At 56.8% G+C, this 26,097-nt stretch carries 32 protein-coding genes; 10 read left to right on the top strand and 22 right to left on the bottom strand.

The genetic code is table 11. From position 1 onward, the window contains the following. Positions 1 to 105: 105 nt before the first annotated feature. The 19 genes from CGLAMM_RS03560 to CGLAMM_RS03650 all read right to left on the bottom strand — a co-directional run bounded on the left by CGLAMM_RS03560 (position 106) and on the right by CGLAMM_RS03650 (position 11,963). Positions 106 to 372 (bottom strand): hypothetical protein, encoded by a 267-nt coding sequence (locus tag CGLAMM_RS03560; protein ID WP_394818697.1) that lies wholly within the window; start codon positions 370 to 372, stop codon positions 106 to 108. Further along, positions 369 to 1,940: a hypothetical protein gene (locus CGLAMM_RS03565; RefSeq protein ID WP_394818698.1), complete on the bottom strand. Its 1,572-nt coding sequence runs from the start codon at positions 1,938 to 1,940 to the stop codon at positions 369 to 371. Before CGLAMM_RS03565 ends, CGLAMM_RS03560 begins: the two co-directional genes overlap by 4 nt. Then, positions 1,924 to 2,499: a phage protein Gp27 family protein gene (locus CGLAMM_RS03570; protein ID WP_394818699.1), complete on the bottom strand. Its 576-nt coding sequence runs from the start codon at positions 2,497 to 2,499 to the stop codon at positions 1,924 to 1,926. The genes CGLAMM_RS03565 and CGLAMM_RS03570 overlap by 17 nt, the downstream gene beginning before the upstream one ends. A gap of 62 nt (positions 2,500 to 2,561) precedes the next feature. Then, complete coding sequence (locus tag CGLAMM_RS03575; protein ID WP_394818700.1) at positions 2,562 to 2,867, bottom strand: hypothetical protein; 306 nt, start codon at positions 2,865 to 2,867, stop codon at positions 2,562 to 2,564. Next, positions 2,864 to 3,079, bottom strand: coding sequence for a hypothetical protein (locus CGLAMM_RS03580; RefSeq protein WP_394818701.1), 216 nt, complete (start codon positions 3,077 to 3,079; stop codon positions 2,864 to 2,866). The genes CGLAMM_RS03575 and CGLAMM_RS03580 overlap by 4 nt, the downstream gene beginning before the upstream one ends. Further along, entirely contained in the window at positions 3,079 to 3,783 is a 705-nt protein-coding gene (locus CGLAMM_RS03585) for a glycosyl hydrolase 108 family protein (RefSeq protein WP_394818702.1), read from the bottom strand. Before CGLAMM_RS03585 ends, CGLAMM_RS03580 begins: the two co-directional genes overlap by 1 nt. Before the next feature lie 52 nt (positions 3,784 to 3,835). Further along, positions 3,836 to 4,231, bottom strand: a complete 396-nt coding sequence (locus CGLAMM_RS03590) for a hypothetical protein (protein ID WP_394818703.1) — start codon at positions 4,229 to 4,231, stop codon at positions 3,836 to 3,838. A 4-nt stretch (positions 4,232 to 4,235) separates the two neighbouring features. Next, positions 4,236 to 4,637, bottom strand: a complete 402-nt coding sequence (locus tag CGLAMM_RS03595) for a gp16 family protein (protein ID WP_394818704.1) — start codon at positions 4,635 to 4,637, stop codon at positions 4,236 to 4,238. Then, positions 4,634 to 4,867, bottom strand: a complete 234-nt coding sequence (locus tag CGLAMM_RS03600) for a hypothetical protein (RefSeq protein WP_394818705.1) — start codon at positions 4,865 to 4,867, stop codon at positions 4,634 to 4,636. The genes CGLAMM_RS03595 and CGLAMM_RS03600 overlap by 4 nt, the downstream gene beginning before the upstream one ends. A 21-nt stretch (positions 4,868 to 4,888) precedes the next feature. Continuing rightward, positions 4,889 to 5,506, bottom strand: coding sequence for a DUF3164 family protein (locus tag CGLAMM_RS03605; protein WP_394818706.1), 618 nt, complete (start codon positions 5,504 to 5,506; stop codon positions 4,889 to 4,891). Then, complete coding sequence (locus tag CGLAMM_RS03610) at positions 5,506 to 5,793, bottom strand: hypothetical protein (RefSeq protein ID WP_394818707.1); 288 nt, start codon at positions 5,791 to 5,793, stop codon at positions 5,506 to 5,508. Before CGLAMM_RS03610 ends, CGLAMM_RS03605 begins: the two co-directional genes overlap by 1 nt. Continuing rightward, a complete protein-coding gene (locus CGLAMM_RS03615; RefSeq protein ID WP_418115372.1) occupies positions 5,790 to 6,440 on the bottom strand; it encodes a transposase in 651 nt (216 codons plus the stop codon). The genes CGLAMM_RS03610 and CGLAMM_RS03615 overlap by 4 nt, the downstream gene beginning before the upstream one ends. Then, positions 6,437 to 6,637 (bottom strand): hypothetical protein, encoded by a 201-nt coding sequence (locus CGLAMM_RS03620; protein WP_394818710.1) that lies wholly within the window; start codon positions 6,635 to 6,637, stop codon positions 6,437 to 6,439. The genes CGLAMM_RS03615 and CGLAMM_RS03620 overlap by 4 nt, the downstream gene beginning before the upstream one ends. Before the next feature lie 2 nt (positions 6,638 to 6,639). Continuing rightward, on the bottom strand, positions 6,640 to 7,632 hold the full coding sequence (locus CGLAMM_RS03625) for an AAA family ATPase (protein ID WP_394818711.1): 993 nt from the start codon (positions 7,630 to 7,632) through the stop codon (positions 6,640 to 6,642). A gap of 76 nt (positions 7,633 to 7,708) precedes the next feature. After that, complete coding sequence (locus CGLAMM_RS03630; protein ID WP_394818712.1) at positions 7,709 to 8,290, bottom strand: hypothetical protein; 582 nt, start codon at positions 8,288 to 8,290, stop codon at positions 7,709 to 7,711. Then, complete coding sequence (locus CGLAMM_RS03635) at positions 8,287 to 9,813, bottom strand: transposase domain-containing protein (protein WP_418115375.1); 1,527 nt, start codon at positions 9,811 to 9,813, stop codon at positions 8,287 to 8,289. The genes CGLAMM_RS03630 and CGLAMM_RS03635 overlap by 4 nt, the downstream gene beginning before the upstream one ends. A 451-nt stretch (positions 9,814 to 10,264) precedes the next feature. Further along, positions 10,265 to 10,711 carry a hypothetical protein gene (locus CGLAMM_RS03640; RefSeq protein WP_394818714.1) on the bottom strand — a complete coding sequence of 149 codons (447 nt, stop codon included), beginning with the start codon at positions 10,709 to 10,711 and terminating at the stop codon, positions 10,265 to 10,267. Further along, positions 10,708 to 11,643 carry a ParB/RepB/Spo0J family partition protein gene (locus tag CGLAMM_RS03645; RefSeq protein ID WP_394818715.1) on the bottom strand — a complete coding sequence of 312 codons (936 nt, stop codon included), beginning with the start codon at positions 11,641 to 11,643 and terminating at the stop codon, positions 10,708 to 10,710. The genes CGLAMM_RS03640 and CGLAMM_RS03645 overlap by 4 nt, the downstream gene beginning before the upstream one ends. Next, positions 11,640 to 11,963: a helix-turn-helix domain-containing protein gene (locus CGLAMM_RS03650; RefSeq protein ID WP_394818716.1), complete on the bottom strand. Its 324-nt coding sequence runs from the start codon at positions 11,961 to 11,963 to the stop codon at positions 11,640 to 11,642. Before CGLAMM_RS03650 ends, CGLAMM_RS03645 begins: the two co-directional genes overlap by 4 nt. Before the next feature lie 197 nt (positions 11,964 to 12,160). Between CGLAMM_RS03650 and CGLAMM_RS03655 the strand changes: the two genes are divergently transcribed. Then, positions 12,161 to 12,913, top strand: a complete 753-nt coding sequence (locus CGLAMM_RS03655; protein WP_394818717.1) for a S24 family peptidase — start codon at positions 12,161 to 12,163, stop codon at positions 12,911 to 12,913. 469 nt (positions 12,914 to 13,382) lie between these two features. Continuing rightward, positions 13,383 to 13,838, top strand: coding sequence for a thiamine phosphate synthase (locus tag CGLAMM_RS03660; RefSeq protein WP_394819074.1), 456 nt, complete (start codon positions 13,383 to 13,385; stop codon positions 13,836 to 13,838). On the opposite strand, the gene CGLAMM_RS03665 is transcribed toward CGLAMM_RS03660, so the two are convergent. The 3 genes from CGLAMM_RS03665 to epmA form a co-directional block, all read right to left on the bottom strand. Beyond that, entirely contained in the window at positions 13,777 to 14,553 is a 777-nt protein-coding gene (locus CGLAMM_RS03665; RefSeq protein ID WP_394818718.1) for a hypothetical protein, read from the bottom strand. The two genes, CGLAMM_RS03660 and CGLAMM_RS03665, sit on opposite strands and share 62 nt — an antisense overlap. Next, on the bottom strand, positions 14,550 to 14,960 hold the full coding sequence (locus tag CGLAMM_RS03670; RefSeq protein ID WP_394818719.1) for a hypothetical protein: 411 nt from the start codon (positions 14,958 to 14,960) through the stop codon (positions 14,550 to 14,552). The genes CGLAMM_RS03665 and CGLAMM_RS03670 overlap by 4 nt, the downstream gene beginning before the upstream one ends. 97 nt (positions 14,961 to 15,057) lie before the next feature. Beyond that, positions 15,058 to 16,041: an EF-P lysine aminoacylase EpmA gene (gene epmA / locus CGLAMM_RS03675; protein ID WP_394818720.1), complete on the bottom strand. Its 984-nt coding sequence runs from the start codon at positions 16,039 to 16,041 to the stop codon at positions 15,058 to 15,060. A gap of 45 nt (positions 16,042 to 16,086) precedes the next feature. Here epmA and CGLAMM_RS03680 point away from each other — a divergent pair, with 45 nt between their 5' ends. The 8 genes from CGLAMM_RS03680 (at position 16,087) to CGLAMM_RS03715 (ending at position 26,028) form a co-directional block, all read left to right on the top strand. Continuing rightward, positions 16,087 to 17,139 (top strand): lysine-2,3-aminomutase-like protein, encoded by a 1,053-nt coding sequence (locus tag CGLAMM_RS03680; RefSeq protein ID WP_394818721.1) that lies wholly within the window; start codon positions 16,087 to 16,089, stop codon positions 17,137 to 17,139. A gap of 156 nt (positions 17,140 to 17,295) precedes the next feature. After that, positions 17,296 to 17,859 carry an elongation factor P gene (gene efp / locus CGLAMM_RS03685; RefSeq protein ID WP_394818722.1) on the top strand — a complete coding sequence of 188 codons (564 nt, stop codon included), beginning with the start codon at positions 17,296 to 17,298 and terminating at the stop codon, positions 17,857 to 17,859. Between the two features lie 74 nt (positions 17,860 to 17,933). Then, positions 17,934 to 18,758 (top strand): inositol monophosphatase family protein, encoded by an 825-nt coding sequence (locus CGLAMM_RS03690; protein ID WP_394818723.1) that lies wholly within the window; start codon positions 17,934 to 17,936, stop codon positions 18,756 to 18,758. A 14-nt stretch (positions 18,759 to 18,772) separates the two neighbouring features. Further along, the gene (locus CGLAMM_RS03695) at positions 18,773 to 19,621 is read left to right on the top strand and encodes an OmpA family protein (RefSeq protein WP_394818724.1); all 849 of its coding nucleotides are present in this window, start codon (positions 18,773 to 18,775) and stop codon (positions 19,619 to 19,621) included. After that, entirely contained in the window at positions 19,618 to 20,787 is a 1,170-nt protein-coding gene (locus CGLAMM_RS03700; protein WP_394818725.1) for a flagellar motor protein MotA, read from the top strand. The genes CGLAMM_RS03695 and CGLAMM_RS03700 overlap by 4 nt, the downstream gene beginning before the upstream one ends. Continuing rightward, a complete protein-coding gene (locus tag CGLAMM_RS03705) occupies positions 20,787 to 21,719 on the top strand; it encodes a peptidoglycan -binding protein (protein WP_394818726.1) in 933 nt (310 codons plus the stop codon). The genes CGLAMM_RS03700 and CGLAMM_RS03705 overlap by 1 nt, the downstream gene beginning before the upstream one ends. A 75-nt stretch (positions 21,720 to 21,794) precedes the next feature. Next, entirely contained in the window at positions 21,795 to 23,597 is a 1,803-nt protein-coding gene (lepA, locus tag CGLAMM_RS03710; protein WP_418115378.1) for a translation elongation factor 4, read from the top strand. 325 nt (positions 23,598 to 23,922) lie between these two features. After that, entirely contained in the window at positions 23,923 to 26,028 is a 2,106-nt protein-coding gene (locus CGLAMM_RS03715) for an AsmA family protein (RefSeq protein ID WP_418115379.1), read from the top strand. Positions 26,029 to 26,097: the final 69 nt, after the last annotated feature.

Genomic DNA, 26,097 nt, shown 5'->3' on the forward strand with positions numbered 1-26,097 from the left:
GCGGGCATGTCGGAAATATAAATTTCTGCACGCGCGGCGCGCATGACGTGACGCTGCCCGAAAGCAGCGTCACAGCGGCAAGAGGGAGGAAGCGGCTAAACCGCATCACATCGTCCCGGCATCGAGACGCGCCATGAGCGCATCGTCGCTAACAGGCTTTTCCGCTTCGGCCTGCGCCATACGATCCTGCGTGTCGATCACGGCCGCATCATGGGCGGCCTGCGCTTCCGCCTGTTTAACGGTTTGTTTCGCAGTCGCATCGGCCTGCTTCTTCCGGCTCGTTTGCCAGACGAGCCAGCCGAGGATCGCCACGCCTAGCGCGACGATTGCGTGCTTGATAATCCCGATAATATTGCCGATTCCCGAAATCATAATCTCAACCTCCATCGATGTTGCGCGGTCCCTGACCGTTCTTCGGCCAGCTCCCGCTCGATCGGCCACACGACCGGCGGCCCCGACAACTCGGTTCCCCAGGCGCGTGGCTGACTTGTATAGGCATATTCGATGACATCAGCGCGGCTTGCGGCGTAGGCCATGGCCAACGCCACGGCGGCGTCGCCGTGACGCTGGGCCGTCTTGCCGCCTTTACGCTGGTCCGGCACGCGCGCAACGCCGCGTACGACTTGTAAGAGACGGATGTCGTCAATGATTTCACGGTCCTGCGGTAAGGTGAGTGCCGCATCTTCCATCGCCGCCTTGAGGGGCGGCATCTGCTCACGATACCACCCCTCAGAGAGCATCACGGCCTCAACGCGGCTGCCATAACGTTGCACCGTGACTTCCGCGAGATACTGCCCGTTGCCGCGTGCATCCATTTTTCCGGCACGCCACCGGGGCAGCCCGTCAAGAATAGCGAAGAGGATGCGTCGTTGCTCATCAAAGGGCACGTTCCGCAATTCGACGACGAGCGCCGTCTCGCGCCGCATGTCCGGGGCGATACCCAGAACCCAGATGACGGTTAAATCACCGGATCGGCCAAAATCCTCACCGAACACATAGGGGCGCTCGCGATCCAACGTTTCCAAGGTGGTGTTAATTTTTTCACTAATGAATGAGGCTGTTTCCTGAGCGCGCTGCGCCTCCGGCCAAAGGGAAAATTCTGCCGTCTGCGCCCAACGAATAACGGGAATATCGGCGGAAGCCCGGGCTTCAATGAGCGGCAACGGGATATAAGCCCCGGTGGATGGCGACGGGATGCAGAACAGCTCCTCATCAGCACCGGAGCCGTAAAATGCCACGATCTCATCACGCCAGGCAGATTGCGCCACTTTAGACCACGTGACCCCCGTCTTGGCGCAGATTTTCCGGTAGAGCCCCTGTTCCAAAGCGTCGTCAAAGGTGGTGCGCAGCAAATGATAAGGCTTTCGGCCCGCCCGGATGTCATTGACCAGGATGTTAAACGGGTTGCTGTCCCCATTATGCGTGCTGATAATCAGCACCTTGCCTCCCCACATCAGGAGAGCAAGAGCTGCGGTCATCAGGCCCGCGAGATCATCATGGAAGGCCGCTTCATCGATAATAACGAGGCCCTGCATGCCGCGCAGGGCACGCGCCATGGAGGGCAACGCCAGGACTTTATGCCCGGCCGCGAAGTCGATTCGGAAAACCTTGACGTCCTTCTCCGGCGCGTCCGGGTCGCGGAAAAAGCTTTCCTGGACCTGACCGGCCACAACCTGCATCTGACCCGCATGGTCGGCGCAGTAATCAATAAATTCCCGCGCCATCTCCAGATTATAACCCATATAAAACACGTCCATGCCGCCCGCTTCGGGCGATAATCCTGCAATCAGGTCCGCGATAAATGAGGCGGCCCATGACATGCCGGTGCGTCGGGATTTTTCAACGACGACGACTGGATACTTCATGACGGCCGCCATCATTCCCGACTGATAAGGCAGGAAGAGGCTGGTCGAGAGCGTGGGGTTACGACCTTCCGTCATTTTCAACCCCGAAAGCCCCCTGCATCAGGGCGCGCGCAGTCTCAGCGGAGATGCCGCGCTTTTTCGCTTCATTCACCACGTGCTTCTCGGCACGTGCACGGAGGCCCTTTTCAACGCGTTCCTCTATGGCTTTCCGATTTTCAATGTCCGCCTTGGCCGATTTTGTGAGATGGTCAAGCGCCTTCGCCAGCAACATCAACCCCTGCGGATTGCCCTTGAGTGCTGCAATGCCGTCTTCATCGCTCGCCTCGCCTGCGAGGTAGAGGTCGAGGATGGCGCTGTGGAGAAGCTCAATATTGACCTGCGCCGTTCGCGATGCGGGCTCTTCCCCAAATTGCCGCACAAGCGCTTCCGCCACGCCACGGCTCTGACGCAGTTTGACGCCCAACCTGTCCATGTTCTGAATATGGCGGCCCAATGCTGAACGGCTGATCTTCGTCGCGTGCAGCTCTCGCAGGGCGGCGAGAATCTCGTCAATGGAGTAGCCTTCTCCGCGCAGCCGACCGATTTCGTCACGGATTTCGTGGGGAAGTTTTGACACGGAAGATGGTCGCGGCATGGTGAGCAACTCCCATGAAACTTCGACGAAAAAGAAGATGATGATCAGCCGGAGGAAGCGCATCACCTCACCACGCGGCGGGCGACGCCCGCGACGAGAAGGTGGCCTTGCGAGGCCCGCAAGCCATCATCGGTCAACTGAACCCGCCAGATCTCGCCATTGATGATTTCCAGCTTTGTCACCAGGACACACCCGGCCCGCTCGAGAAAGGTGAGGTCTGCGCGCATTGTGTCGCGGTCCGTATCACGCCCGGTCTGGAGCACCGCGCGCAGGATAACGTCCTCGGAAAGAAGGCCGTCGCGCATCTGGGCCAGCGCGTCGATCACTTTTTTACGCCGGTCTTCTTCGATGCTGACTTTCACGCTCATTTATGATCTCCCATATGACCGCGAATGATGACGTGCAGCAGCTCCCGCGTGCGCTCGCCATCATCCTCCAGCCTTCTCAATGATGTTTTGATGTCATCCTCGAGCGCATCGACGCGCTCGGTAATCGTTCGATGCCGACCCATCGCATAAAGTCCGGCCGCGCCGCCGACGGCACCCAAAATGGTGAACCAATGTTCGAGAACGTCATACATTACGCCAGTGCGCCGTCGGCAGCCTGGGCAAGCCGATGGGCTTCCGCCACGCGTTCCGTCAGACGTGTCAGCCAACCTTGGCCGAAAGTCCTAAAAGTCCTAAAGCTTCGGTAAGCCGCCTCCTGTTGCGAGGCGAGCGCGTAAATGATGAGGTTGTCCCGCGCGCTTTGCTCGCCCACAGCATCAATGAGAGATGTCATCGAAACCTGCCCGGAAGGCAGGTCAAGCCAGGACTGAAACTGCTCCAGATATTTTTTGGATAAAAAACTCACGATTGTTGCGGTGGACGCTTCGTGGAGAGCCGTTAATGTGGCCGGACCCATTTCGCCATCCTGAGCTGCCATGCTCATGCCGAGGAGTTGCTGAAGCTGCTTTACCGCGCGCTCGGTCCCGCTATTGAAGCCGAAATCGAACAGCATCAAATCGACGCCGTCAGGCAGTGCGTCACAATCCAGCACATTCCAGAAACGCGATGTTGCGACGTCGAAGAAAACATCAGGCGTCAATGCCTTCATCGTGGCAGCGGAAACAGCTTCACCCCGTATCTCACTGAGCAGCATCGCTGAAATGCCGTACTTCGTGCCGGATAACTGGCCGACACCGAGTTTACCGCCCGTCCAATTGCCACGATCGGCGCGCCCGCACTGATAGCCGCCTTCGCGCGCGAGAGTGAATTTGAGAGAGGCTTTGAGATTTCTTCGCATGCCCTTAGAATAGGCGAGCGACATCTTCCCATTCAGGCTGTGTGTTTTCGACTCAGTAATCGTCGTCGAGGTCAAAAAGCCTCAATTGATCAGCATTTCCGGGGTTTTTGAAGGTGCGGTCAATCGTGGGGTCGGACCGAAGTAGATTCGGCACCTGCCGCCATGAGATCCCCATGCGCAGCGCGATCTCATTATTGCTCAGGCCGCGTTTCGCCAGCATATGCGCACGCCAGGATTTGACGAGCGGCACTTGATAATTGACCCCACCATGGCGTCGCACCAGTGCCTCAAGTACATCGTCGCCATATTCCCGCATCGCCCGCGCCCGGGAGACATCGCGCGGCACGCGTAGACGCTGTCCCCCGGCTGACTCGATAAAGCGCAGCGTCGCATCCTCACCAATTTCCCGGACGAGCCACGCGATGGAGGGTGGAGGATTCATGGCCATGAGTTTAGGCCCCGATCCGATCTTGCCAGGATTTAAGCGCCTCAATGACACGCTGCGCCTGCCCGGCTGAGAGAAATTCAGGCGCATCCACGCCCGTTTGACGTTTGACGAAATGACGCAACGCGTCCCGTGACCCGCGCGACGTCAGCCTCGGCCCCATGTCGGTCCAGATCGCGTAAATCTTGCGGATTTCGGCACGGTTATTTGCACGCCGCGCGCGGAAGCCGATTGACCGGAAGTGCCTTAAAAGCGCCTCAAGCTGCGTCAGCGAGCAGTCACGGGCACTTTTCTTGCCCGTGATCCGCGTCATGATCTCCCGATAAATCTCCTCATCGAGGCCGAGCTGCTTGCGGGCGATCTGCAATTTCGCGTAAATCGCCCGTCGGGTCGGGTCAACGCCGCTCATGGTAGCTCACCGAGATAAGCCGCATGACCTGCCTCCCGGGGGTTGCGGTTCTGCCCGACAAGAAGCAGCGCACTGGCCGCGTCGAGCGGCTTTGCGCCATGCTCTACCATGCGGATCAGCATCTCTCGGTCATTACGCCATGGGTCACGCCGATTCTGGGATGCGGCGCCGATCAGCAGCCCGCCAATGAAGATCACAGTCGCACCGAAAGACAGGGTTGAAGTCCTCATCAGATGATCTCCTTCTCTCATTCACACACGGGAAAAATCGACGACGATCTGCTCGTAGGGCACACCCTCTTCCGGCCGGACTTTGCAGCGCACGGCCATTTTCGACCCGGCCGACGCCACAGCGTCGTTCAGGGCGCGCACAGCGTCAGGCCATTTCGGGTGATTGAGGCTGAGACGTTTAAGGTCCAGGATGCGCTGGACGTTGATGCGCCCGGTCCGCTCGTCCTTCTGGAATGCGGCCGAAACCAGCGCGCGCAGGTCGGCCGTTGCGCCTTCCGTCAAATCGTCGAGTATCTCATTGATCAGCGCCTGCGCCGCCGGTAATGCGGGCGTGAGTTGCTGGTAATGATAGCGCGACGTCTCGACCCTCACCTGGTCGTCGAAGCTCACGAGCGTCAATCCGCCGACGCGCCCGCCAAGTTTGACATTATATTCCTGGAAAATGAGCGCCTGAAAAGCGTCAATCTCGGCAAAGATCGCGGCTTTTTCAGACTGCACATGGTCATGAAGTGCCTGAAAACGCGCCGCGAGCTTCATCGCGGTATCGTGCTGAATGACGATCTCCGGCCGGATCGACGTTTGAGGGATGTCACGCCCCTCCGCATCGCGGAGGGTTCTGACTGGGGAGATTTCGGTCATCAGATGATGCCTTTCACATTATTGACATGGTGGGATGACGGAGCGCGAAAGTGATCCGTGAGAGGCTTATTCATGACTTTGTCAGCCTGTTCTTCTTTTGATTTCTCATGGGCTTTATTGCGCCGCGCCTGCCTGCGTGCCTGGGAGATCGCCCACACGCCGAGGAAGCGGGCTTCATAGGCGGTCAGATAAATCCCCTTTTCCTGCTGCAAAAGCGCGTCACCCAAGGCGCGTAGCTCTTTCACAAGATCCAGATCGTCCGATGAGACGGCGCGTAAGATGCTCATGCGGCCAACTCCTCGGGCGCGAGGATGGACGGATACCATCCGGCCATGACGCCCTGCCGGGTGCCGGGATGGCGCAGCAGCATTTCCGGCGTGATGACCAGGCAAATGCTTCCGTCAGCTCGCCGCGTCCGCAGGTGGGCAAAGACGGCATCCAGCACGCCGCTTTTCGACCATTTCAAAAAGCGACGATAAACCTGTAATTCCTGCCCGCATTCGGGGGGCACCTGCCCCCACATTTTGCCATGCCGGATCACATGCACGATGCCGCTCAAAATTTTCCGATCGTCAAGGCGCGGCCGAAAAGTGTCAGGATACCAGGGCGAAATTGCCGCTAATTGCGCGTCCGTCAGCCATTGCACCGCGCCCGGCAGGACTGAGCGTTGAACACTCAGCGGCTTCGTGTAAAATGATGCCGCCCGGTCATAGCCACGATCTGTCAAACTGGCTTTTTGACCCTCCATTCTAACAAAACCGCGTCTAAGGCAGGTTTGAAGCACCTGCGCGGGGCAGGTAATCCGCAGAGGGCTCGCGCCATCAGGCGGCGTCCAGCCCAGACGCCGAAAGCCCGTCTCAAAAGTGCCGATCTCATAGCGCTGGAGCAGCCATAAAACGGCATGTTGATTTGAGGTCAATCGCTCAGCTTTCATGACCAATATTCCTCCAGATGCTCCCGGAGGTCAGCGACGGTAAGGTCGTCATCCCATGCGTGCAGCATCTCCCGAAGCGCGCGCCGCACTTCGATACTGATATCGACTTGCGCCGTCGCGTTCTCGGTAAGACGATAATAAGCATCAATGATCTCTTCTTGGATTTCCGCTCGGGTTTTGATTTGAGGTTGGGTCATGGTCAGCCCTCCCGGCTGCGATAGGATTGGAGTTCTTCACCTGTGAGGCTTTTCCAGGCTTTCTGAATGTCGTTCTGTTCAAGGACAGTCCGGCCATCCGCCCCGGCCAGGACGAAGCCGTAGCGAATGGTCTTAGTCATCCCCCTCAGCCCGCCGGCTTTCGTGCCAATAAATCGGCATAATTTGCGTAAGCCCTCGTCCTGAATGTTCCAGGCATCGAGCACGCGCCAGATGTCGTTGATTTTCGGGAGGGGGCAGTTTTTACGCATACCGATGCGGCTGAAGATCTGGGCATGAGACGTTGCCCGACCCATGCCCTCAATGCGGCCCTTGAGGGGTTCATTTCCCATAAAGACCAGGCCGATCCGCCCTCGGTCATTGATCGTACGGAGGAGATCAATCGCTTCAGTCTGGAGATTTTGAGCTTCGTCAACAATGATGAGGCCCCGCGTTCCTTTTACCCGCGCGATTAGTGACGCCATCATGCGCGGGCCGCGCTTTTCGCTCGCGTCTACAATCTCGGTCAGCTCACGCAGCACGGCCGTCGGGCTGCGCATGGAGCTGTCGGCGGTCATCAGCCACACATTCGGAGTTGATTCGACGTATTTTTCCGCTGTGAGCGTTTTACCAACACCCGCATTGCCGGTTATCAGTCCGATATCAGGGCCTGATTGCGCATATTCGAAAACCGCCCGAAACGCGATTGATGAGGGTGTTTCAACAAATTTCGGCTCTGACGGCATCTGGGCCAATTTTGCGCGGACACTCAGGCTTTCCAGGTATTTTTCGGCTTTTGTCGCGATGTTTTCAGCGACACCATTATAAGTGCCGGAGAGCCAGGAGCCGAGAGTGCCTTTCGGGATCCCGGTCTGGATGGCGGCCTGCGCATAACTAAGCCCGGCTTCCTCCATATGCGCTTTAAGTCGCTGTGCCATCTCACTCGGCGCGCCCGGTACGGGGGGCGCGGAGAGGCTATTGATTTTCTGTTCCAGCATGATAAAAATTTCCTGTCTCTGACAAACCAGCATGGGACAACGGCAGCACGGGCTGGCAGGCCCGTGCTGCCACCATCTAATCTCGAAAAATTGCTTTTTGCGGGGTCAGCATTCGATCCGAGCTGGCAGGCCCATTTTCTTGCTCTATATTATCAATATATGAAGTCGTGTAACTTACGTTTGATTGCCGCAAACGCGTTCCAATTTTGCGATTTCCAATAAAAACGAGTCCTATCACTTTCAAGGAACTCACATTTGTAAGAGACCCCATAATCATCGACGACAATTCTTGCGCGTCACTGATGATAAAGAGACATTCGCCGCCAACCTTCTTGAGGTGGCGGATAACATTGACCATTTTATTGCGATTTGACTGCTCGACGTCCCCGATTCCATTAGCGATACCTTGCCAAAATGCTGCTGGTGACTTCGGTAAATCGTTAGCCGAGAAAGTCCAGGCATTTTCATTTCTACTTATGTAATCAGATATTTCTTCCTGTAGATTTGTTTCTTCAGCTATGACTATTTCAATCGAACCCGTGTATTGGGCTGTTTTGAGGGCACTTTGAAAGACTTTTGAGGTAGCATTCTTTAGTCGCATTTTTCCAACTCCAGCATGGGACAACGGCGGCACGGGCTGGCAGGCCCGTGTCGTCACCTGGATCGCTTCAAAAAGCGCAGAATGTTTTCGTCACTTTCCTCCTCCTCAATTTCCCGCGCCTCAGCCTCAGCCATAAACTGAGTCGCCAGCGCCGTATTGCCTTGAGCCTGTGGTGCGGTAAACATGCGCGTCACGGTGCTCTCCATTGGCGGCTCTTCCTCCCTCGGGAGGCTGGCAAAAACCGCCGCCAATTCTTCATCGCTGAGCCTTTTGGTCTTTTCCGCGAGATCGCGATTAGCCCGTGCATAAGCTTTGTAAGCCTGCTGATGACGCCGCGCGGCATCCTTGTCGGCGAAGCCGGTTTTAGCCACACATTTCGCCGCGCCGAGATAAACGCCCTCCATGCGATAGACGTGAATATCAGCCTGTAAATCCTGCGGGTCCAGCCGGACGACAACCTTGGTCCCGCGATGCTCCTCAAGGAATTCGGCCCAATAGCGATTACCCTCAATTTCAACCACGCCGTCCCGGCGGGAGACAGTGATCTGTTCGGCCGGTAGAAGCCACAAACGACGCTGCTCCGCAGAGGCTTTGGTGATCACGGAGCGTCGATATGACGCTTCGAAAACCTGATCGAAAGAATATTTCCCTTTACACACGTCGGAGCGCCGACCCGTGCGAGCATTATGATCAGCGATACCCTCAGCAACGACCGAGATGAATGTCTCGAGCGGGACAGCCTTGCTCGCGTAATTCTCAGGTTTAGCTGTCGTGCTCGCTCCAGTATAAGCTCCGGCGAAAGCCGGATGCTTAGAGATGTCGGAGGCGATGTCTCGCCACGCACGCTCAATTGGCTTCGACCGACCGCTATAAGGTTTCGTCCAATGGACCTCGACGCCGAGCTGGGGGAGGATGCCGAGAGGTTCCTCATCCCGCACTTTGAAGCGGTAGCGGTTTGGGACGCCGCCAGTGAGCCATTTCGAGGCAAAATTGCGCCCATTATCGAGATAACAGAGTTTGGGTATTCCGTAGCGCTCAACCATGTCACCGAAGGCGAGACGCACAGTTTCCTTATTCTCCGAGATATCGATACGCCAGCTCAGGATTTTGCCTGAAAAGATATCCTGGAACCCGACCATGACCGGACGCACGATGCGGGTTTCGTCACCAATCGGCCATTCAACAAACACGTCAAACTTGTGTCCGTCGGCATTGACCGCCTCCAACGCATGAAACACACTGTGATCGCGCCTCTGTGCAGGATAAAGTGCTTTGAGCTTTTCCGAGCCTTCGCGGGCGAGGACGCGCATTGGCACCGGCAAGGCGTTGATACGAGCTAATAGCGTCCGCCTGGAAGGCAGCGTCCAACCACGCGCCTCCGCGATTTTCACAAGCCGTGCGTAACAACTGGCGAAGGTTGGGGCCTCGAGACGAAGATAATCAGAGACGAGTATGTCCCATGCCTCACACGGGCAGTGCATGCGTTCGCTCGGCCTGGCATAATTCGGCGCAAGCGCCGCCAGCCAATCACATTTATTAAGACCGCGCACACGCTTGTACCAGAATTGAATCGTGCGCATGGAAACCCGTTCCTGCGAGGCAATCAACATCATGGCCACATATTTTCGCTGCCCGGCACTTACCAACGCCTCCACCGCGTCAAGAATGCGGTAAGCGTTGCGCGCCTTGTCTTTGAGTTTATTGGGTAGAGTATCGTAATGCTTCCATAATGCAGCCCTCTTCCGTTTCCCGATCGTCTCACTTTCCGCAGCGGCAACCGGGTCGCGCGACAGTCCCTGGAGGGACCGCGCCGCCTCAATCTGAGCGCGAAGCGGGAGGATGGTGAGCGCGAACTCATACCCCCGCCTTGGCCTTCCCGATGCCGCCAGGCTTGACCTTCGGTTTCAGGTTCCAGCCAATTTTCCACCGTGACCTTTTTCAAGACGCCTTGACGGCTGTCCGGCATATCCGGCAGTTTCAGGGCTGCGATTTCGGTCATCGTTAGCCAGGGTCGCTGTCCAACCGTCACCATCACGCCCTCCACGCTCTGGCACGCACGGCGCGTTCCTGACGTGCAACCTCGCGCTTGTGCTCGTTAAGTGCTGCGAGTTCGATATGCGGCAGATGTCGGCGGTCGATCACGGCCCAGCCGCGGTCGGCCGCAAAAAATTCCAGCAGACGCCTGTCTTTCGTCGCGGCGAGCAGCGCCTCAAATCGTGAAACTGAGATCTGATGGTTGTCTCTCGCCACGCTTGCGTAAGCGTTGAGCATGTTCAACGAGACATCCCGCCCGAGATGACGGGACATCAGGCGCGCGACGTCCTCACGAGGACGTCCGCACTCATCCAGAGATATTGAAATCGCGCGCGATATCCGCCCGGAAAATGAGTTAGCTCGAATAAGCTGCGGGTCAAAAGCCACGACAGCTTCCGGTGGCTGCCAGGCAAAAAGGCTCATTTGCGATTTCGCATAGATCATGCCGCGTCTCCAGCACGAAATCCGGGAAGTTTCGGCGCGATGATATTGATGAAGGCGGCTTGTTGCTCGTCATCCGCAAAATCCCAACTTGTCCTGAAGCAGACTTCAGGAAAATTTTGCGAAACGAGCTCGGCAATCCCACGTCGTTCCCGCGCGGAACATTTACGCCATAGCCCGAGGAAGACCTCCATTTTACCCGGCTTCGGTGCAGGCGGTTTTTCTTCAAGCTGTCGCATGATGTCAGCAACGGTCGCACGGATGCCCTGCTCGACAATCAGGTCCGCTATCCGGCGCTGATTTTCAGGCATTTGCTTAGCCAACATATCGAGCTGCGCGCCCGAATCGGCAAGCCAGGTGCTGGCTATTTTCTCGCGCACGTCCGGAAGGATTGCCTTATGCAGGACGATGGCGCGGTCTATCGTTCGACGGGATAATCCCAAGCGATCAGCAGTCACGTCAGAGAATGAAGGGATCAAATGGTCAACCTTATCCATTTGATCGTCATCATCAGTTGCCTGATGCTCAACCTTGCGCATTTGCTTCGAACGCCGATCTCCACCAGCCCGCGTTTCGGGATGCAGCTCTTGGTAAACTTCTTTACGGCGCGCCAAAAACGTTGCGCGGTCCAAAGCGGACAGATCGCGCCTGAAAAGATTTTCGTCGATCTCCCGCAATTGCGCTTCGAGTTCAGAAGCCTCGACAATGATCGCCGGAATTTTGGTCTCACCGAGGCTTCGGACAGCTTCGAGACGATGTCCCCCGGAAATTAGCAAATATCCACCATCGTCGGATTTACGGACCTCTATTGGTTGTCGTAAACCATTCTCCTCTATACTCGCGGCGAGAAGCGCAACGTAGTCAGGGTCGACGGCCCGCAACCTCTCGCCTATAAACACGCTTTTGATTTCAACCTCTGTTATGAGCATGTTCATCTTGAGGCCTCGTTTTGACGGAGATCGTTAATGACCCGGGCTTTAAGGTAGTTGCGCCGACCGTACGGACGCGGCGTGCCGTCAGGCTCGTAACGGTCTGGCCAAATGTCTTGCGGTTGCAGACCGAGTTCGTCTGCAACCGCACGCTCAACCGGGATGGAATAGCCGGGCCTATGAAACGTGGAGTAGATATCTGTGGGGTTTTTTCCGATTTTCCATGAGAACGCGCTGAGCGTTCCGTGTTTTTTTCTGAGCGCCGCCTTGATATCTTCCGGGTGTATAGGACCTTCAAGGCTCCGTTCGGTTGTTTTATCCAGCATGAGAACTCCTCTTTATCAACTAATGGTGGCAGCCATTTTTTTTGACCCGTCTTACCCATATTCCTGCGGAACTAGGTTGCGACGGGTTTATGGGGTGAGATTACACGATCGTGGAAAGTCGTCAACAACTTTCTGCGAATTTTACACGATGGTAGATAAAATCCTATTTTTATGCAGGTTTCGGGAAATGAGCCGACATGGCTAAGCGCTATCACACAGCGAAGCATGCGATCTTTCCACCTTCGGAAAACTTGGCACTCCAGAGACTACGCGACGCGGTAAGATCTAAAGGTGGCGTCACTGCCGTGTCGATGATGGCCGATATTCCGACGAGCAGCTTGTCGAGCTATGTTTACGGTCGTGAAATGAAGCTTTCGGCCGCCGTGAAAATTGCCCGGGTTTGTTCGGTTTCTTTAGAATGGCTTGCAGGTATTACAGAGCACCCCGAAGACTTGCAATGCCCAGGGAAAAGGCCTGATTTTGCCTCTGAAAACGGGGTAGACGACGGAATAAATGTTATAAAATATCTGACATATTTTGATGCAGGCGCATTCACTCGCGACGAAAATGCAGGATTAGGAAACGCCGCGTCAAAGTACATGTCGTTGACTAAGAGCTTCCTTGACGATTTAGGCGTTCAAACCGAAACTTCGATCGTCGTTAAAGTTAGTGGGGATTCGATGGAGCCCACTCTGCGTAACGGCGATCTCATCCTCGTCGACACGACACCGAACGAGGTAGTATCCGGGCTCCACGTGATCATGATCAATGGACGCATCACGGTCAGGCGCGTCGCCTATCCTATTGCAGGAGGGGCGACATTGATCGCAGACAACAAGCTATACCCTTCACAAGATATCGGCAGTGATCAGCTGAAGTGGGGCGATCCCCGCAGCGAGTATCCCGCCGTCATCATCGGCCGTGTGATCTACCGTTTTCAGGCAATCTGAAGGTGCGGACATGTTACACCGGGGAAAAAATATCACACAAAAATTAGTTGCATGATAACACGAAAAATTTTCTGTGAATAAGTGTGAATTCCTCACCTAAATCAACATGTTAGAAAATTAACCAGAAAATTTAGCCAGTTGCATGTTAGCAAAACTAAATTGCCTCAAAAACGGCCATTTCTGATTGATCGCGCCTTCCGATCGGCACTAACCTGCACACGCTTAAAACCGCGTGAAACCGACCCTTATTCGATTTTAGGGATAGCTCTAAAACGACCTTAAAACGTAAATTGCCGTTTCGTCCAAAAGCGAAAAACCTGGCTGCCCAAAATCCGATTTTTGGCAAAAACCGCCGGACAGAGGTTTTTCACTGCTAACGCTTGTGGATAACTTTTTGACCCGCTAAAAACCCAAGCGCATCAAGGGTTTTTCATCCCACCATATCCCGCATGATCCCGCAAAATCCCGGATACCTCAGAGTGAAAAACCTGATTGTTCCCTACAGGCGCATTGCCTGCAAACCAATATCGCTCTGATGCTGAAAGACTGGCCGGAGGGCGTTGCATCGTTAGGATGTGACGGGGTGCACATCAGCAACGCCTCCAACCCGGTTGATATGTTACGGAAGCGCCTTCCCGCTGACACGCAGCTTGGCGTCTCCTGTGGCGAGAGTGGCGACGCCGCCATGCAGGCTGGTGAAGCTGGCGCTGATTACATTGCCATCAACGCCAATCAGACAGATCTCGCCGCCTGGTGGATGGAAATGACGGAGTTGCCGCTCGTATGTGAAAATATCGAAACGGCAGATGAGGTGGAGGCATTGACCCGGCTCGGGGTTGATTTCCTGTTTTTACGGCTTGATTTCAATGCGCCCTTTGCGACATTGTGCGCCCAGCTCTCGGCGTTGGGGATACAGGGTCGATAAGGTTCTTTGCGATATAGAACACACCATTTGTCTGTTCCGTCGCGTCACCCCAAAGGATAAGGGCTTTCCCGCCTGCCCCGATAAAGACCGGTTGACGGGTTTGTGCGTCCATCGACACATTGATGAAACGATGGTCAATCGTGCGGAGCGCAAGCGTCGTGGCGCGGTGACGTTTAAGGGCCGCCATGATATGCGGCTTGTCCCAGGTGCCAATTAGGATCGTTTCACCCAGCGCATGTCGCAGCGCCGCCTCATGGCCGGGCTGGAAAATCGTGCGGTCCGCAAAACGCGCATCCGCTTCCATCGCTTCATTGGAAGGCACGAGAATCGTCAGGGAGATGTCACCGCCCAACAGGGGAAACCAACCCGCTTTCTTCAATGCAAAAATATAGTCCGCAGCTTCGAGCGATGCGCTGAGCGTGTCTTTGAAGGGGCGATCCCGAAAAGCTGACACGGGCGGGGTGTGATAAGCGATGGGCGAAGTAATTTTCTCCCGATGAAACTGCGCGAACGTCACATCCGGGTCGGTTGTCGGCAGAATTTTCGTCGTGACGACACTTTTACGCGGGAGGGCAGATTGCGGGCTGTCCTTGCCGTCAGAAAGGTGCGCCGTGCCGGAACATGCTGTCAGCAGGACAGCGCCGAGCCCTGACAGGCCAGCGCAACGCCTGAAAAGATTGCGGATTATGTCAGGATATCTGGAAGGCGTATTCAACAACCATCACCTCGCATCGTCCAATCGACAACACGCCCTTTGAGCAATTCAAAGGTCGTCTGACAGGACACGTTATAAGCTGTCGGCGGCACATACATGCCGCCCCAGCCACCACCCCACGGACCGCCGCCCCAAGGGCCACCCCATCCGCCGGCCCAAGGGCCGCCGCCGAAACCCCAGCCCCAACCGCCACTTCCGGGTGTATAATCCGTCTGATTATCAATGTAAGCGAGGAAGACGCGGCCACCCGCCTCAAAGCTTCGGGAGGGCACACCGAATGCCCGAACCACATCCACATCGGACCTGCCGATCATGGAATCGAGAACTTTGCGTTGCTGCAATGTGGGCGTCGCGCAGGCTGAGAGGGCAAACACCCCGATGACCGGCAGAAATCGTAACAATCGCATCAGAATGCCACCATCTTTCCTGTCATATCACGATGAAACGCCTGACGCGGCAAACCCGGTCCAGAGCGCTTCAGGACGTATGACACTGCCAGTTACGTTATTCAATCCAACGAATATTTGCAATCTCTGTCGTGGAGGCGGCCAGCATGACGAGTCGATCCACCCCCAAAGCAATGCCACTGCAGGGCGGCATGTCCGGGAGGGCGGCCAGAAATGCCTCATCGAGGGGCCAATCCTGATCCGGCGTCAATGCCATGCGGCGCGCACGATCACGCTCGAAACGCGCCCGCTGCTCGACCGCGTCGGTCAATTCCTCGAAAGCATTGGCGAGTTCAATGCCCGCCAGATAAAGCTCGAAGCGCAGGGCAACGCGATCATCCTCAGGGTCACGGCGGGCCAAAGCGGCCTGGGCCACGGGCCAATCTGTCAGGAAACAAGGCCGCGCGCGCCCGATCTGCGGCTCAATGCGCTCAAGCATAAGCCGGAAAAACAGATCCTCCCAGCTTTCGCCGGCCCTTAATTCGGTGCCGGCCGCGCGGGCCAGCACGGGTGCCGCCTCACCGATGGACAGGAGATCGACCCCGACATAACGCTGAAAAGCCTCATTTACCGTCATCCTCTCAAACGGCTGAGTGAGATCGATCTCATGACCGAGATAGGAGAAGATCGGCGGACAGGTACAGCGTATGAGCGCCTCTGTCTCATCCATCAAATCGGAAAGGGATGCGTGAGGCCGATACCATTCCAACATGGTGAATTCCGGCATGTGGGTCGCGCTCTGCTCCCCATTTCGCCAGACACGCGCCAGCTGAAAGAGCGGGGATTTCAATTCCGCCATGAGGCGCTTCATCGCAAATTCGGGGCTTGTGTGGAGGTATCTCGGCAGGTTTTGCCCGTCCGGTGTCATCAGGGAGGTGCCGAAACATTTCAGATGCACTTCCTCACCCGGATTGAGCACGAGATAAGGCGTTTCAACTTCCAGATAATTCCGGGCCTCGAAAAAAGCGCGTATCGCCTTGATCACCAACATGCGGCGGCGCAGAAGCGGCAATCGATCCGCGACGGAGGGGCGGGAGCGCATCGTTTCATTTACCTCCGTCGAGACTTGCGTTAAAGACGCGCCGAGATGTCGGGAAACGCCAAACCCAGTTCCATACGGGATGTTGCCGCATTGGTCGAGGCCGGCCTTGTCAGCCCCGCCATGATGGACCCTCTGCGCCCGGTTGAGGCGCGTTACAATGTCGCGATTACACCGGCCTTCCGCGCGCTCATCCAGAGCCCCGACGACCCGATCGGTCGGCAGGTGATCCCGCGTGTGGAAGAGCTTGATCAGGCCGCATTTCAAATGGCGGACCCGATTGGCGATGCGCGTCATACGCCGGTGAAAGGTGTCGTGCATCGTTATGAGGATCGCGCGCTCCTCACGCCGCTTCTGATCTGCCCCATTTATTGCCGCTTCTGCTTCCGGCGGGAACGCGTCGGCGCGGAAGGGGGTCTGCTGACGGATGCGGAACTTGAAGCCGCGCTGGACTGGTTCCGTCAGCATCAGGACGTGCGGGAGGTGATCCTGACGGGCGGGGATCCCCTCATGCTCAGCCCCCGCCGCCTGGCGCACATTATTTCCGCCCTCTCTGACATGGCGCATATTGACATTATCCGCATCCATTCCCGCGTGCCAGTGGCGGACCCTGACCGAATGACTCCGGCCCTTCTGGACGCGCTTTCAACAGAGAAGGCCCTTTGGCTCGTCACCCATGTCAATCACGCCGCCGAATTATCCGAAGCGGCGTCCCAGGCACTGCGCCATGTGCGGAAACGCGGCATTCCGGTGCTGAGCCAGTCCGTCCTGCTGCGCGGCGTCAATGATTCGGTGGTGGTGATGGAGGCGTTATTGCGGCGACTGGTGCAGCTTGGCGTCAAACCTTATTACCTTCATCATCTTGACCCGGCTCCGGGGACAGAGCATTTCCGTGTGCCTGTCGAGAGAGGGCTGGAAATTCTGCGCGGTTTACGCGGGCGCGTGACGGGCCTTGCCTGGCCGACTTATGTGATGGACATTGCCGGCGGATATGGCAAAGTGCCGCTAGGGCCGCATTATCTTGAGGCGGGTCCGGCAATGCTGGAGGGCGTCACGGACCCGAAGGGCCGCCATCACAAATGGCCGAACAGCGATTTCTGACAGGTCTCCCAACGCGAGCCGCTCTGCCTACCGCCCATGCACGTACTCCGTGCTTCCGCCGTCTTGCCCAAACCCCGCGAGAAGCGTAAAAAACCTCCGCGGGCCGCTATGGCAGTGACCTGAACCCGATCGACACGTCCCAGAGAGTAAGATTTTATGAAACAGCAGGCTAACTTGATCCGCGCCGGCCAAGTCATTGAGCATGACGGACGTCGATGGAGTGTTTTGAAGCAACAGATCATCACACCCGGCAAAGGCGGCGCGTTTATTCAGGTTGAAATGCGCGACCTCACGACAGGCAATAAAACCAATGAACGCTGGCGGACAGCGGACACGGTTGAGCGCCTGATGACAGAGGATAAGGACTATACTTATTCTTACGAGGATGGCGATAATATCGTCCTGATGGACCCTGAAACATTTGAGCAGGTCGTGCTGCATAAGGATTTCTTCGGGGATCAACTGCCTTTTTTACAGGATAATATGGCGCTCAACGTCAAACTGGTTGAAGGTGACCCGGTTGGCGTCACGCTTCCGCCGAATGTGACGTTGGAAATTGTCGAGGCCGACCCTGTCGTGAAAGGTCAGACCGCCAGCTCCTCCTATAAACCGGCCGTCCTCTCCAACGGTGTCAAAACCATGGTGCCGCCTTTTATTGAAGCGGGGGAGAAAGTTGTTGTCCGGACGGAGGACGCCTCCTACGTCGAGCGCGCAAAGTAAAATCTTAAAAGCGACGCGCTTTAACGAGGGCGCCGCATCTTCACTTGTCTTTTCGTTATCAGGACTCGTTATTTATGCGCCTCTCCCCGCACATCACCGTCATGCAAAATGCTGCCCTCAAGGCGGCCAAGCGCCTGTTGCGGGATTTTTCAGAAGTGGAACAACTTCAGGTCAGCATCAAAGGACCGGGTGATTTCGTCACGCAGGCCGATTTGCGTGCTGAAGCGACTTTGCGCGAGGAGCTGGCGCGAGCGCGACCGGGCTATGCTTTCCTGATGGAGGAAAGCGGCGCTTCCGGTGGTGATAACTGGTCATGGCGCTGGATTGTTGACCCGCTGGACGGGACGACCAACTTTCTGCACGGCATCCCGCAATGGGCCATTTCAATCGCTTTGCAACGCCGTTTCTCGGATGGGCAGACGGAAATCGCGGCCGCCATCGTTTACAACCCTGCAACCAATGAGATGTTCTGGGCGGAGAAAGGCGTGGGTGCTTTCCTTAACGATCGCCGTCTGCGCGTCTCAGCACGACGCGTCATGTCGGAAGCTGTTTTTTCCACCGGCATTCCCTTTGCCAAAGTGCAGGAGGCGCTGCGCGCGCCTTTCCTTCGCGTGCTCACGCGCCTTATGCCGCAAGTGGCGGGTATCCGGCGTTTCGGGGCCGCAGCGCTTGACCTCGCCTGGCTGGCCGCAGGGCGCTATGAAGGTTTTTGGGAGATCGGGCTCAAGCCGTGGGATTGCGCCGCGGGCATTCTACTCGTCAAGGAAGCCGGTGGTTACGTCACCACCCCGGAGGGGCAGGAAATCAGCGACTTTGACCAGGACGTCAATGTCGTGGCTGGAAATAGTCATTTGCATGGACCGTTACGCCTAACGGTGTTGCAATCCCTTTCTGAATAAAGCGGGATGATCGCATGAAATCGAGCAGGTTCCTATCGAGCGGTCCGATGCCCTGCCTTTTCAGGCATCGTCCGCGCCATTACGGCCTTGCGGTCGCGATCAGCGCGCTTTGTGTCAATATAGGCAGTGCCTCGGCGGAGGTTTCGACAAATTTCGACGCCCTCGATCATGTCGCGCCCGTGAAACCGGCGCCACGGCAACAGAGTGTGAAACGCACGCCCGCTTATTCGTCTGACCTTCAGAAGCCAGGTGCCACGGCAACATCGCCAAATGGGCGTTCAGGCAGCGCGGCCGGGTCGAACGGCGCGCCAGCTATGCCACCCTCCCATCGCGAGGCCGAACGACGCGTGGGGCCGCCACCTGACGTGCCGCCCGCGCCGCCCAAATCTGTCGTCATCGCGCCCCCCCCTGTCGCGGTCGAGACCCACCCGCCCGTCGCGCCCGCCCCCGTCATTATCGACCCGAAAGTGCAGGGCCGCGTGCGGAAGACAGCGCAGGGTATGGTGCTGGTTTATCAACCGGGCAGCGCAAATCTGAATGAAAACATGCTGACGGCCCTGAAGGCATATGCCACCTCGCTGGCGAAAGACCCGGGATTGCGCATTACGATACGGTCCTATGCGAGTGGGCAGGCGGATGACCCGTCCGTCCCACGGCGCATATCACTGGCGCGCGCGCTGATCGTCCGGTCCGTGCTGATCAAGGCCGGTGTGGCGACAACGCGAATCTATCCACGCGCCGAGGGCCTGCCCAAAGGGGATATCGCGCCGCCGGACAAGCTCGAGATCATCGCGGTCGGTGCCGCGCCTGCCCCGCCGGGTGAGGCCTACTACCCGCACAAGCCGCAAAAGACCACGCCATGACCCGACCGCATCGTTACCTTGCCCGAATGATTCTGTTTCTTGCGCTGGTCGGGCTGATCGCGTTTGTGCTGCACGGGACGTTATATCGCGCCTTCATGTCCAATCCAGTGCTGGATGGCTTTATTCTTGCCGTGCTGCTGATCGGCATATTGTGGAATATCCGCGTCGCCTCACGTCTTTTCCCGGAGGTGAAATGGGCGGAGACGATGCGTCAATCCCGTTCCGCACTCGTGCAACCGGACCCGCCGCGCCTTCTCGCCCCTTTGGCGCGGCTGATCACGTTGAGTTCGGGTGGTGATCGTGTGCGCCTGTCCTTTCAGGCCAGTCAGGCGGCTTTGGATAGTTTATCCGGACGTCTGGACGAGGGACGGGAGATTTCCCGTTATCTGACGAGCTTGCTGATCTTTCTTGGCTTGCTGGGGACGTTTTACGGGCTTTTACTGACGGTCAACGCCATTGCCGGGGTGATTGGCGGCTTGACGGCGGGGGACCAAAATCTCGACGTCATGTTTGACCAGCTCAAAATCGGCCTGGCGCAACCTTTGCACGGGATGGCCACCGCTTTTTCCGGCTCAATGTTCGGGCTGGCGGGTGCGCTGATCCTTGGTTTTCTCGACCTGACAGCAGGTCAGGCCCAGAATCGTTTTTTTAATGAGATGGAAGAATGGCTCGTCGGCCATACGCACACGGCATCGCCCGTCGCGACGGATGGTAACGGGGCTGCCGTGCCGGCTTATGTCAGCGCATTGCTTGAGCAGACGGCGGAACATCTCGAAAGCCTTCAACGCGTGCTCGGGAAAAATGAGGAGACGCGCACTCAGCTTGTCGCCCTCATGGCGGGTTTACAGGAAAATATGCGGCAGAACGCGGAAACGATCTCCGCCAATCAACGCGCACTTCAGCGTGTCGCCGATACAAATGCCGCTGTCAGCCCCTATCTGAAACGCATGAGTGAGCAAAATCTGTCCGAATCATCCGCGGACCACGCAGGCGATACGATATCACGTCGCATGGAGCGGCTTGACGCGACATTAGCGGCGCTCTCCGGCGCCATCACGTCGGGCCGGGATGACCTCGTTGGGGAAGTGCGCAATGGCTTGCGCCTTCTGGCGAAGACCGTCGCCGCAGGGAGCCACGACAACCCGCAGCCCGGCGCACCCTCCTGATGGCAAGGCGGTCTCGCCGCAAGGCATCGCATGAGCTGAATGCCTGGCCCGGTTATGTCGATGCCTTATCGACGTTACTGATGGTCGTGACATTTGTTTTGCTCGTCTTTGTGCTGAGCCAGCAATTTCTCGCCACTGCGTTAAATCGCCGCACACATAGTCTCGACACGCTGAAGCGGGAAGTCGCCGCCCTGCAGCACACTTTGTCGCTGACAGAGAAGCGCAATGTCGCGCTCAAGGAGATGGTCGCGTCTATTTCCTCGGAACGTGACGAGGCGCAGCAGGCGGCGAACGCCTCCGCGGCAGAAAGTGTCGCAACCCTCACGACATTGCAGGCGCAGATTACCGAACTGAACGCACAACTAAACGCCATCGACCAGGCCCTGGATGTTTCGCAGAAAGATATTGCAGCGCGCGACCAACAAATCACCAATCTGGGTGAAAAACTGAATGTCGCGCTGGCGGACAAAGTGAATGAATTGAACCGCTACCGCTCCGAGTTTTTTGAGAAACTTCAGAAGGTGCTGAAAAACCAGAAAGGCATCTCCGTGGTGGGAGATCGCTTTGTGCTTCAAAGCGCCATATTATTCCCGACCGGTAGTGCAGAGTTGACGCCGGAAGGGCGGAAGGAAATTACGGTTCTGGCAGAGACGCTGCACTCTGTCGCGCGGCGCATCCCTAAAGACATTCCGTGGATCCTCAGGGTCGATGGCCATGCGGATAAAATGCCGATCCATTCCAGTTTCGTCAGTAATTGGGAGCTTTCTACCGCACGGGCGACAACGGTCGTCAAGGCGTTGATCGCCGCCGGAATAGACCCGCATCATCTGGCGGCGACAGGTTTTTCGGATTATCAACCGCTTGACCCTCATGACACGCCTGAAGCCTATGCCAGAAACCGCCGCATCGAATTCCGCCTGACAGACCGGTAAAAGGCCCGGCAAGGCTTCAACTGTCTCCGCGCATAGGTAATGACAAGGGCGGCAAATGCGTTTATCTATCCGCTCATGACCGGCACGCCCCTTTCCCTGATCCGTAACTTCTCGATCATCGCGCATATTGATCACGGTAAATCGACATTGGCCGACCGGCTGATACAATCTTGCGGGGCCCTGACCTCACGGGAAATGAAAGACCAGGTCCTTGATAATATGGAGCTGGAGCAGGAGCGTGGGATTACCATCAAGGCGCAGACCGTGCGCCTCTCTTACCCAGCGAAGGATGGTCAGACTTACATCCTCAATCTGATGGATACGCCGGGCCACGTGGATTTCGCCTATGAAGTCAGTCGCAGTCTCGCCGCGTGTGAGGGGTCGCTTCTGGTTGTGGATGCGTCGCAGGGGGTGGAGGCGCAGACACTCGCCAATGTCTACCAGGCGATTGACGCGAGTCACGAGATTGTCCCCGTCCTGAATAAAGTGGATCTCCCCGCCGCAGATGTGGCGCGCGTGCGCGACCAGATTGAGGAGGTCATTGGCATCCCTGCCGATGACGCGGTTGAAGTCTCAGCCAAGACCGGGCTCAATATTGAAGGCGTTCTGGAAGCGCTCGTCACGCGCCTTCCCGCCCCGACGGGCGATGCGGAAGCACCCTTGCAGGCGCTGCTCGTCGATAGCTGGTATGACCCTTATCTCGGCGTCATCATCCTCGTGCGCATTTTGCAGGGCACAGTGAAACGCGGTGATAAAATTCGCATGATGCAGACAGGTTCAACCTACCATGTTGATCAGGTCGGCGTATTTCTGCCGAAAATGACGGGGGTTGAGGCGCTTGGCCCGGGTGAGATGGGCTATATCAATGCCGCCATCAAAACCGTGGCTGATGTGGCGGTCGGGGATACAGTGACGCTTGACCGCCGCCCGGCAGAAAAACCACTGGCCGGCTTTAAACCTTCCATTCCGGTTGTGTGGTGCGGGCTCTTCCCCGTCGATGCCGATGATTTTGATAAATTGCGCGATTCCCTCGGCAAATTGCGCCTTAATGACGCGTCATTCCACTTTGAGGCGGAAACCTCTGCTGCGCTCGGCTTTGGCTTTCGATGCGGCTTTCTGGGGCTGCTACATCTTGAGATCATCCAGGAACGCCTTTCGCGGGAATTTAATCTTGATCTCATCGCCACGGCGCCTTCCGTCGTCTATCGGATGCATCTTACCAATGGGACGGTTGAAGAACTGCACAACCCGGCCGATATGCCGGACCCCGGCAAAATCACCGCTCTGGAAGAACCATGGATCAAAGCGACGATCCTGGTGCAGGATGAATATCTTGGCAGTGTCCTGACCCTTTGCAGTGAGCGCCGCGGCGTCCAGATCGACCTGACCTACGTGGGGGCGCGGGCCATGGCCGTTTACCGCCTGCCCCTCAATGAGGTCGTTTTCGATTTCTATGACCGCCTCAAATCCCTGACCCGTGGTTACGCGAGCTTCGATTACCAGATGGACGGGTATGAGGAGAGTGACCTGGTGCGCATCTCCATCCTCGTGAATCAGGAACCTGTGGATGCGCTCGCTTTCATCGCCCATCGCGCAGTGGCAGAGACGCGGGGGCGGGCCATTTGCGCCAAATTGAAGGAACTCATCCCCCGGCAGCTTTTCAAAATCGCGATTCAAGCATCAATCGGCTCCCGCATTATCGCGCGAGAAACGCTGGGGGCGCTTTCGAAGGATGTGACGGCCAAATGTTATGGCGGTGACATTTCCCGGAAAAGGAAACTGCTCGAGAAGCAGAAAGAGGGTAAAAAGCGGATGCGCCAGTTTGGCAAGGTCGAAATCCCGCAATCAGCCTTCCTGGCCGCCCTTAAAATGGATTGATCACGTCATCGCGCCCGACGAAGGTTAATGACGCGATGGTGTCTCTGAAACGTGGAGAAAGGGTGCCCACCTCAGTTGAAAGAAACAAGGCGCCGCGCAGGTAGCCGGTCCCTCACGCCCTTCCTTCATTGTCATTTTCCCGCATCGTCAGAGGGGCGCTGAGCGCAACCTTATAAAACGCAGTTCGTAATGGTAAAGTGGGCCTGAATCGATGACTTGATCGTCAAGCCGACTCTTACAAAATTTCAAGCGTTTTCAGCGCTTCGGGGTGGCTATCAGGTTTTCACCAGGAGGCGCGTGCAACAGGGCCAAGAGGGACGGGATAATGATGAGCCTCTTTAAGAAATCCGGCACATCCGGCACGAATCGTTGGCAAAGCTGGCCGATGCTCATCCTGTATATTTTTGCCGCTATCATCGTCTTTCTCATCCTCTTCGCCCGGGGTGACTGGTTTATCCCATTGGTTGAGAAACAGGCCTCGGCGGCGTTGGGCCGGAAAGTTACGATAGAGCACCTCCATCTACGCCCCTGGCGCACAACATCGCTTGAGGTTGAAGGGCTGCGGATCGCCCAACCTGACGCTTTCAAGGATCGGAAAAATGATTTCGTGTCGATCAAAGACATCTTGGTATCCTTCGATGTCTGGCGTTACCTGACCGGCCATGGAAAAGAGCTGCCCCTCATCAGGATCGACACGCCGCGGGCAGACCTGGCTTCCAAAGCAGATGGCACGGCGAATTATCAGTTCAGTGACTCATCCAAACCCGCGCCAAAAGATGAAAAGCCGTTTGACCCGTCTTCCCTCCCGAAAATCGGGGATCTGATCGTCTCTGACGGTAAGATCAACGTTGCGCTCGCCAAACCTAAAGCGGACATGGAAGTGGCCATCGCGACATCCGACCCGCGGCAGGACGGGGATCGGGATATTCTGATCAAAGCGCAGGGGCGGTATGATAATGCGCCCATCACCGCCCAAGTAAAAGCAGGGTCGCTGAAGGACCTGACGCATGAAACACGTCCCTACCCTATTGAGGCGCGCATCGATAACGGTCCGACCCGCGTTGATCTGAAGGGCGTCGTCAAAGACCCATTACATTTTAAAGGGACGGACCTGCTTCTGCATTTCTCCGGGCCGGACATGGCGTTGCTTTACGGCCTGACGGGCATCCCCATTCCACACACCCCGCCTTTTGATGTTAAAGGCCAGCTTGCTTATTCCGCCGAGATGATTCGCTTCAGCAATTTCGCCGGGCGTATGGGCAACTCAGATATTGGCGGCACAATCGCTGTCAGCCCGCGCGATAAACCGCCTTACGTCGATGCCCGTCTGCATTCCAAAAATGTTGATCTCGCCGATCTCGGCGGGTTTATCGGAACCAAGCCGGGCAAAGCAGAGGATAAGGCGCAGGCGCAACGCGGCAAATTCCTACCCGCGGACCCGATCAACATTCCTAAACTCAATGCCGTCAATGCGCATCTCGTCTATCACGGCGATCATATTCAAAATAAAAACACGCCTTTTGACAATATCAATGCGGATGTCATCATTGATCATGGCGCGATTGATATTAAACGCCTGAGTTACGCAATCGGGTCGGGCGAGCTTTTCCTGAAGGGCACGCTTAAACCAGCGGGATCGAAGCAATTTGCGGCCAATATCGCCGTCGATGCGAAGAGCCTCCCTCTTGGTAAGCTCCTCCAGGGGCTGGGCGGTAAGGATAGTGAAGGGCGCATGGGCGGACATGCGAAACTTTCCGCCCGCGGAAATTCCATTGCCAGCCTTCTCGGCAATGGCGATGGAGGCGTCTCGCTCGTGATTGATCGGGGGGGTGAGATCACCGCGCTCCTGCCCAATCTGTTGGGTCTCAAGTTGGGAAGCGCGCTGCTTTCCGCGTTGGGCTTACCCGAAAAGACGGATCTCAAATGCTTCGTCGCCGATCTGCCGCTCAATAACGGTGTGCTTTCCACCCGGGCTTTCCTGCTCCAGACAGATGACACGCGCACGCTTGGCGGCGGCACCATTAATCTCCGGTCCGAGAAACTTGATTACCACGTAACGACCCGCAGCACATCTTTCTCGATCCTGTCCCTCCCGGGCAAGGTCAATATCACCGGCTCTCTTCGGGCGCCCTCCGTCTTGCCAGGTGCTGAAATTATCGGGCGGGCCGCAGCGACTGCGGCGCTGGCCGCCGCTTTTCCGCCAGCGCTCGTTCTGCCGACAATCCAATTTGGCGTCGGTAAGGGAAGCCAGTGTGAGCAGGCTTTGAATGACGTGTCCATCCACCCGGCATCCGGCGCCGCCCCCTCACTCGGGAAAAAACAGGTCAGGCCGAATGTGAAAGCGCCGCAGCATAAACGGCCCGACTCGGCAGAAAAGGTGCATCAGGTCTGGATGAAGCGCCTCGAAACGCAACATAAGGCAACGCGCTGAAAGCGGGTCTCTTTTAGGTGAGGGGATGTAACGGTCGGCGCACCGCGCCCGTGGTTAAATTCTGCGCGC

It is taken from the genome of Sorlinia euscelidii (genome assembly GCF_036452135.1).
Taxonomy (GTDB): domain Bacteria; phylum Pseudomonadota; class Alphaproteobacteria; order Acetobacterales; family Acetobacteraceae; genus Sorlinia; species Sorlinia euscelidii.

Coding starts and splice junctions, on each gene's coding strand:
- CGLAMM_RS03575 (WP_394818700.1), bottom strand. CDS start 2,867: ATGAGCGTGAAAGTCAGCATCGAAGAAGACCGGCGTAAAAAAGTGATC.
- CGLAMM_RS03640 (WP_394818714.1), bottom strand. CDS start 10,711: ATGATCTATGCGAAATCGCAAATGAGCCTTTTTGCCTGGCAGCCACCG.
- CGLAMM_RS03615 (WP_418115372.1), bottom strand. CDS start 6,440: ATGAAAGCTGAGCGATTGACCTCAAATCAACATGCCGTTTTATGGCTG.
- CGLAMM_RS03680 (WP_394818721.1), top strand. CDS start 16,087: ATGTCGGGAAACGCCAAACCCAGTTCCATACGGGATGTTGCCGCATTG.
- CGLAMM_RS03585 (WP_394818702.1), bottom strand. CDS start 3,783: ATGCGAAGAAATCTCAAAGCCTCTCTCAAATTCACTCTCGCGCGCGAA.
- CGLAMM_RS03695 (WP_394818724.1), top strand. CDS start 18,773: ATGAAATCGAGCAGGTTCCTATCGAGCGGTCCGATGCCCTGCCTTTTC.
- CGLAMM_RS03590 (WP_394818703.1), bottom strand. CDS start 4,231: ATGGCCATGAATCCTCCACCCTCCATCGCGTGGCTCGTCCGGGAAATT.
- CGLAMM_RS03560 (WP_394818697.1), bottom strand. CDS start 372: ATGATTTCGGGAATCGGCAATATTATCGGGATTATCAAGCACGCAATC.
- CGLAMM_RS03605 (WP_394818706.1), bottom strand. CDS start 5,506: ATGACCGAAATCTCCCCAGTCAGAACCCTCCGCGATGCGGAGGGGCGT.
- CGLAMM_RS03650 (WP_394818716.1), bottom strand. CDS start 11,963: ATGCTGGATAAAACAACCGAACGGAGCCTTGAAGGTCCTATACACCCG.
- CGLAMM_RS03700 (WP_394818725.1), top strand. CDS start 19,618: ATGACCCGACCGCATCGTTACCTTGCCCGAATGATTCTGTTTCTTGCG.
- CGLAMM_RS03565 (WP_394818698.1), bottom strand. CDS start 1,940: ATGACGGAAGGTCGTAACCCCACGCTCTCGACCAGCCTCTTCCTGCCT.
- CGLAMM_RS03580 (WP_394818701.1), bottom strand. CDS start 3,079: ATGTATGACGTTCTCGAACATTGGTTCACCATTTTGGGTGCCGTCGGC.
- CGLAMM_RS03705 (WP_394818726.1), top strand. CDS start 20,787: ATGGCAAGGCGGTCTCGCCGCAAGGCATCGCATGAGCTGAATGCCTGG.
- lepA (WP_418115378.1), top strand. CDS start 21,795: ATGACCGGCACGCCCCTTTCCCTGATCCGTAACTTCTCGATCATCGCG.
- CGLAMM_RS03610 (WP_394818707.1), bottom strand. CDS start 5,793: ATGAGCATCTTACGCGCCGTCTCATCGGACGATCTGGATCTTGTGAAA.
- CGLAMM_RS03655 (WP_394818717.1), top strand. CDS start 12,161: ATGGCTAAGCGCTATCACACAGCGAAGCATGCGATCTTTCCACCTTCG.
- CGLAMM_RS03620 (WP_394818710.1), bottom strand. CDS start 6,637: ATGACCCAACCTCAAATCAAAACCCGAGCGGAAATCCAAGAAGAGATC.
- CGLAMM_RS03625 (WP_394818711.1), bottom strand. CDS start 7,632: ATGCTGGAACAGAAAATCAATAGCCTCTCCGCGCCCCCCGTACCGGGC.
- CGLAMM_RS03670 (WP_394818719.1), bottom strand. CDS start 14,960: ATGCGATTGTTACGATTTCTGCCGGTCATCGGGGTGTTTGCCCTCTCA.
- CGLAMM_RS03690 (WP_394818723.1), top strand. CDS start 17,934: ATGCGCCTCTCCCCGCACATCACCGTCATGCAAAATGCTGCCCTCAAG.
- CGLAMM_RS03645 (WP_394818715.1), bottom strand. CDS start 11,643: ATGAACATGCTCATAACAGAGGTTGAAATCAAAAGCGTGTTTATAGGC.
- CGLAMM_RS03595 (WP_394818704.1), bottom strand. CDS start 4,637: ATGAGCGGCGTTGACCCGACCCGACGGGCGATTTACGCGAAATTGCAG.
- efp (WP_394818722.1), top strand. CDS start 17,296: ATGAAACAGCAGGCTAACTTGATCCGCGCCGGCCAAGTCATTGAGCAT.
- epmA (WP_394818720.1), bottom strand. CDS start 16,041: ATGCGCTCCCGCCCCTCCGTCGCGGATCGATTGCCGCTTCTGCGCCGC.
- CGLAMM_RS03635 (WP_418115375.1), bottom strand. CDS start 9,813: ATGCGCACGATTCAATTCTGGTACAAGCGTGTGCGCGGTCTTAATAAA.
- CGLAMM_RS03570 (WP_394818699.1), bottom strand. CDS start 2,499: ATGCCGCGACCATCTTCCGTGTCAAAACTTCCCCACGAAATCCGTGAC.
- CGLAMM_RS03715 (WP_418115379.1), top strand. CDS start 23,923: ATGATGAGCCTCTTTAAGAAATCCGGCACATCCGGCACGAATCGTTGG.
- CGLAMM_RS03600 (WP_394818705.1), bottom strand. CDS start 4,867: ATGAGGACTTCAACCCTGTCTTTCGGTGCGACTGTGATCTTCATTGGC.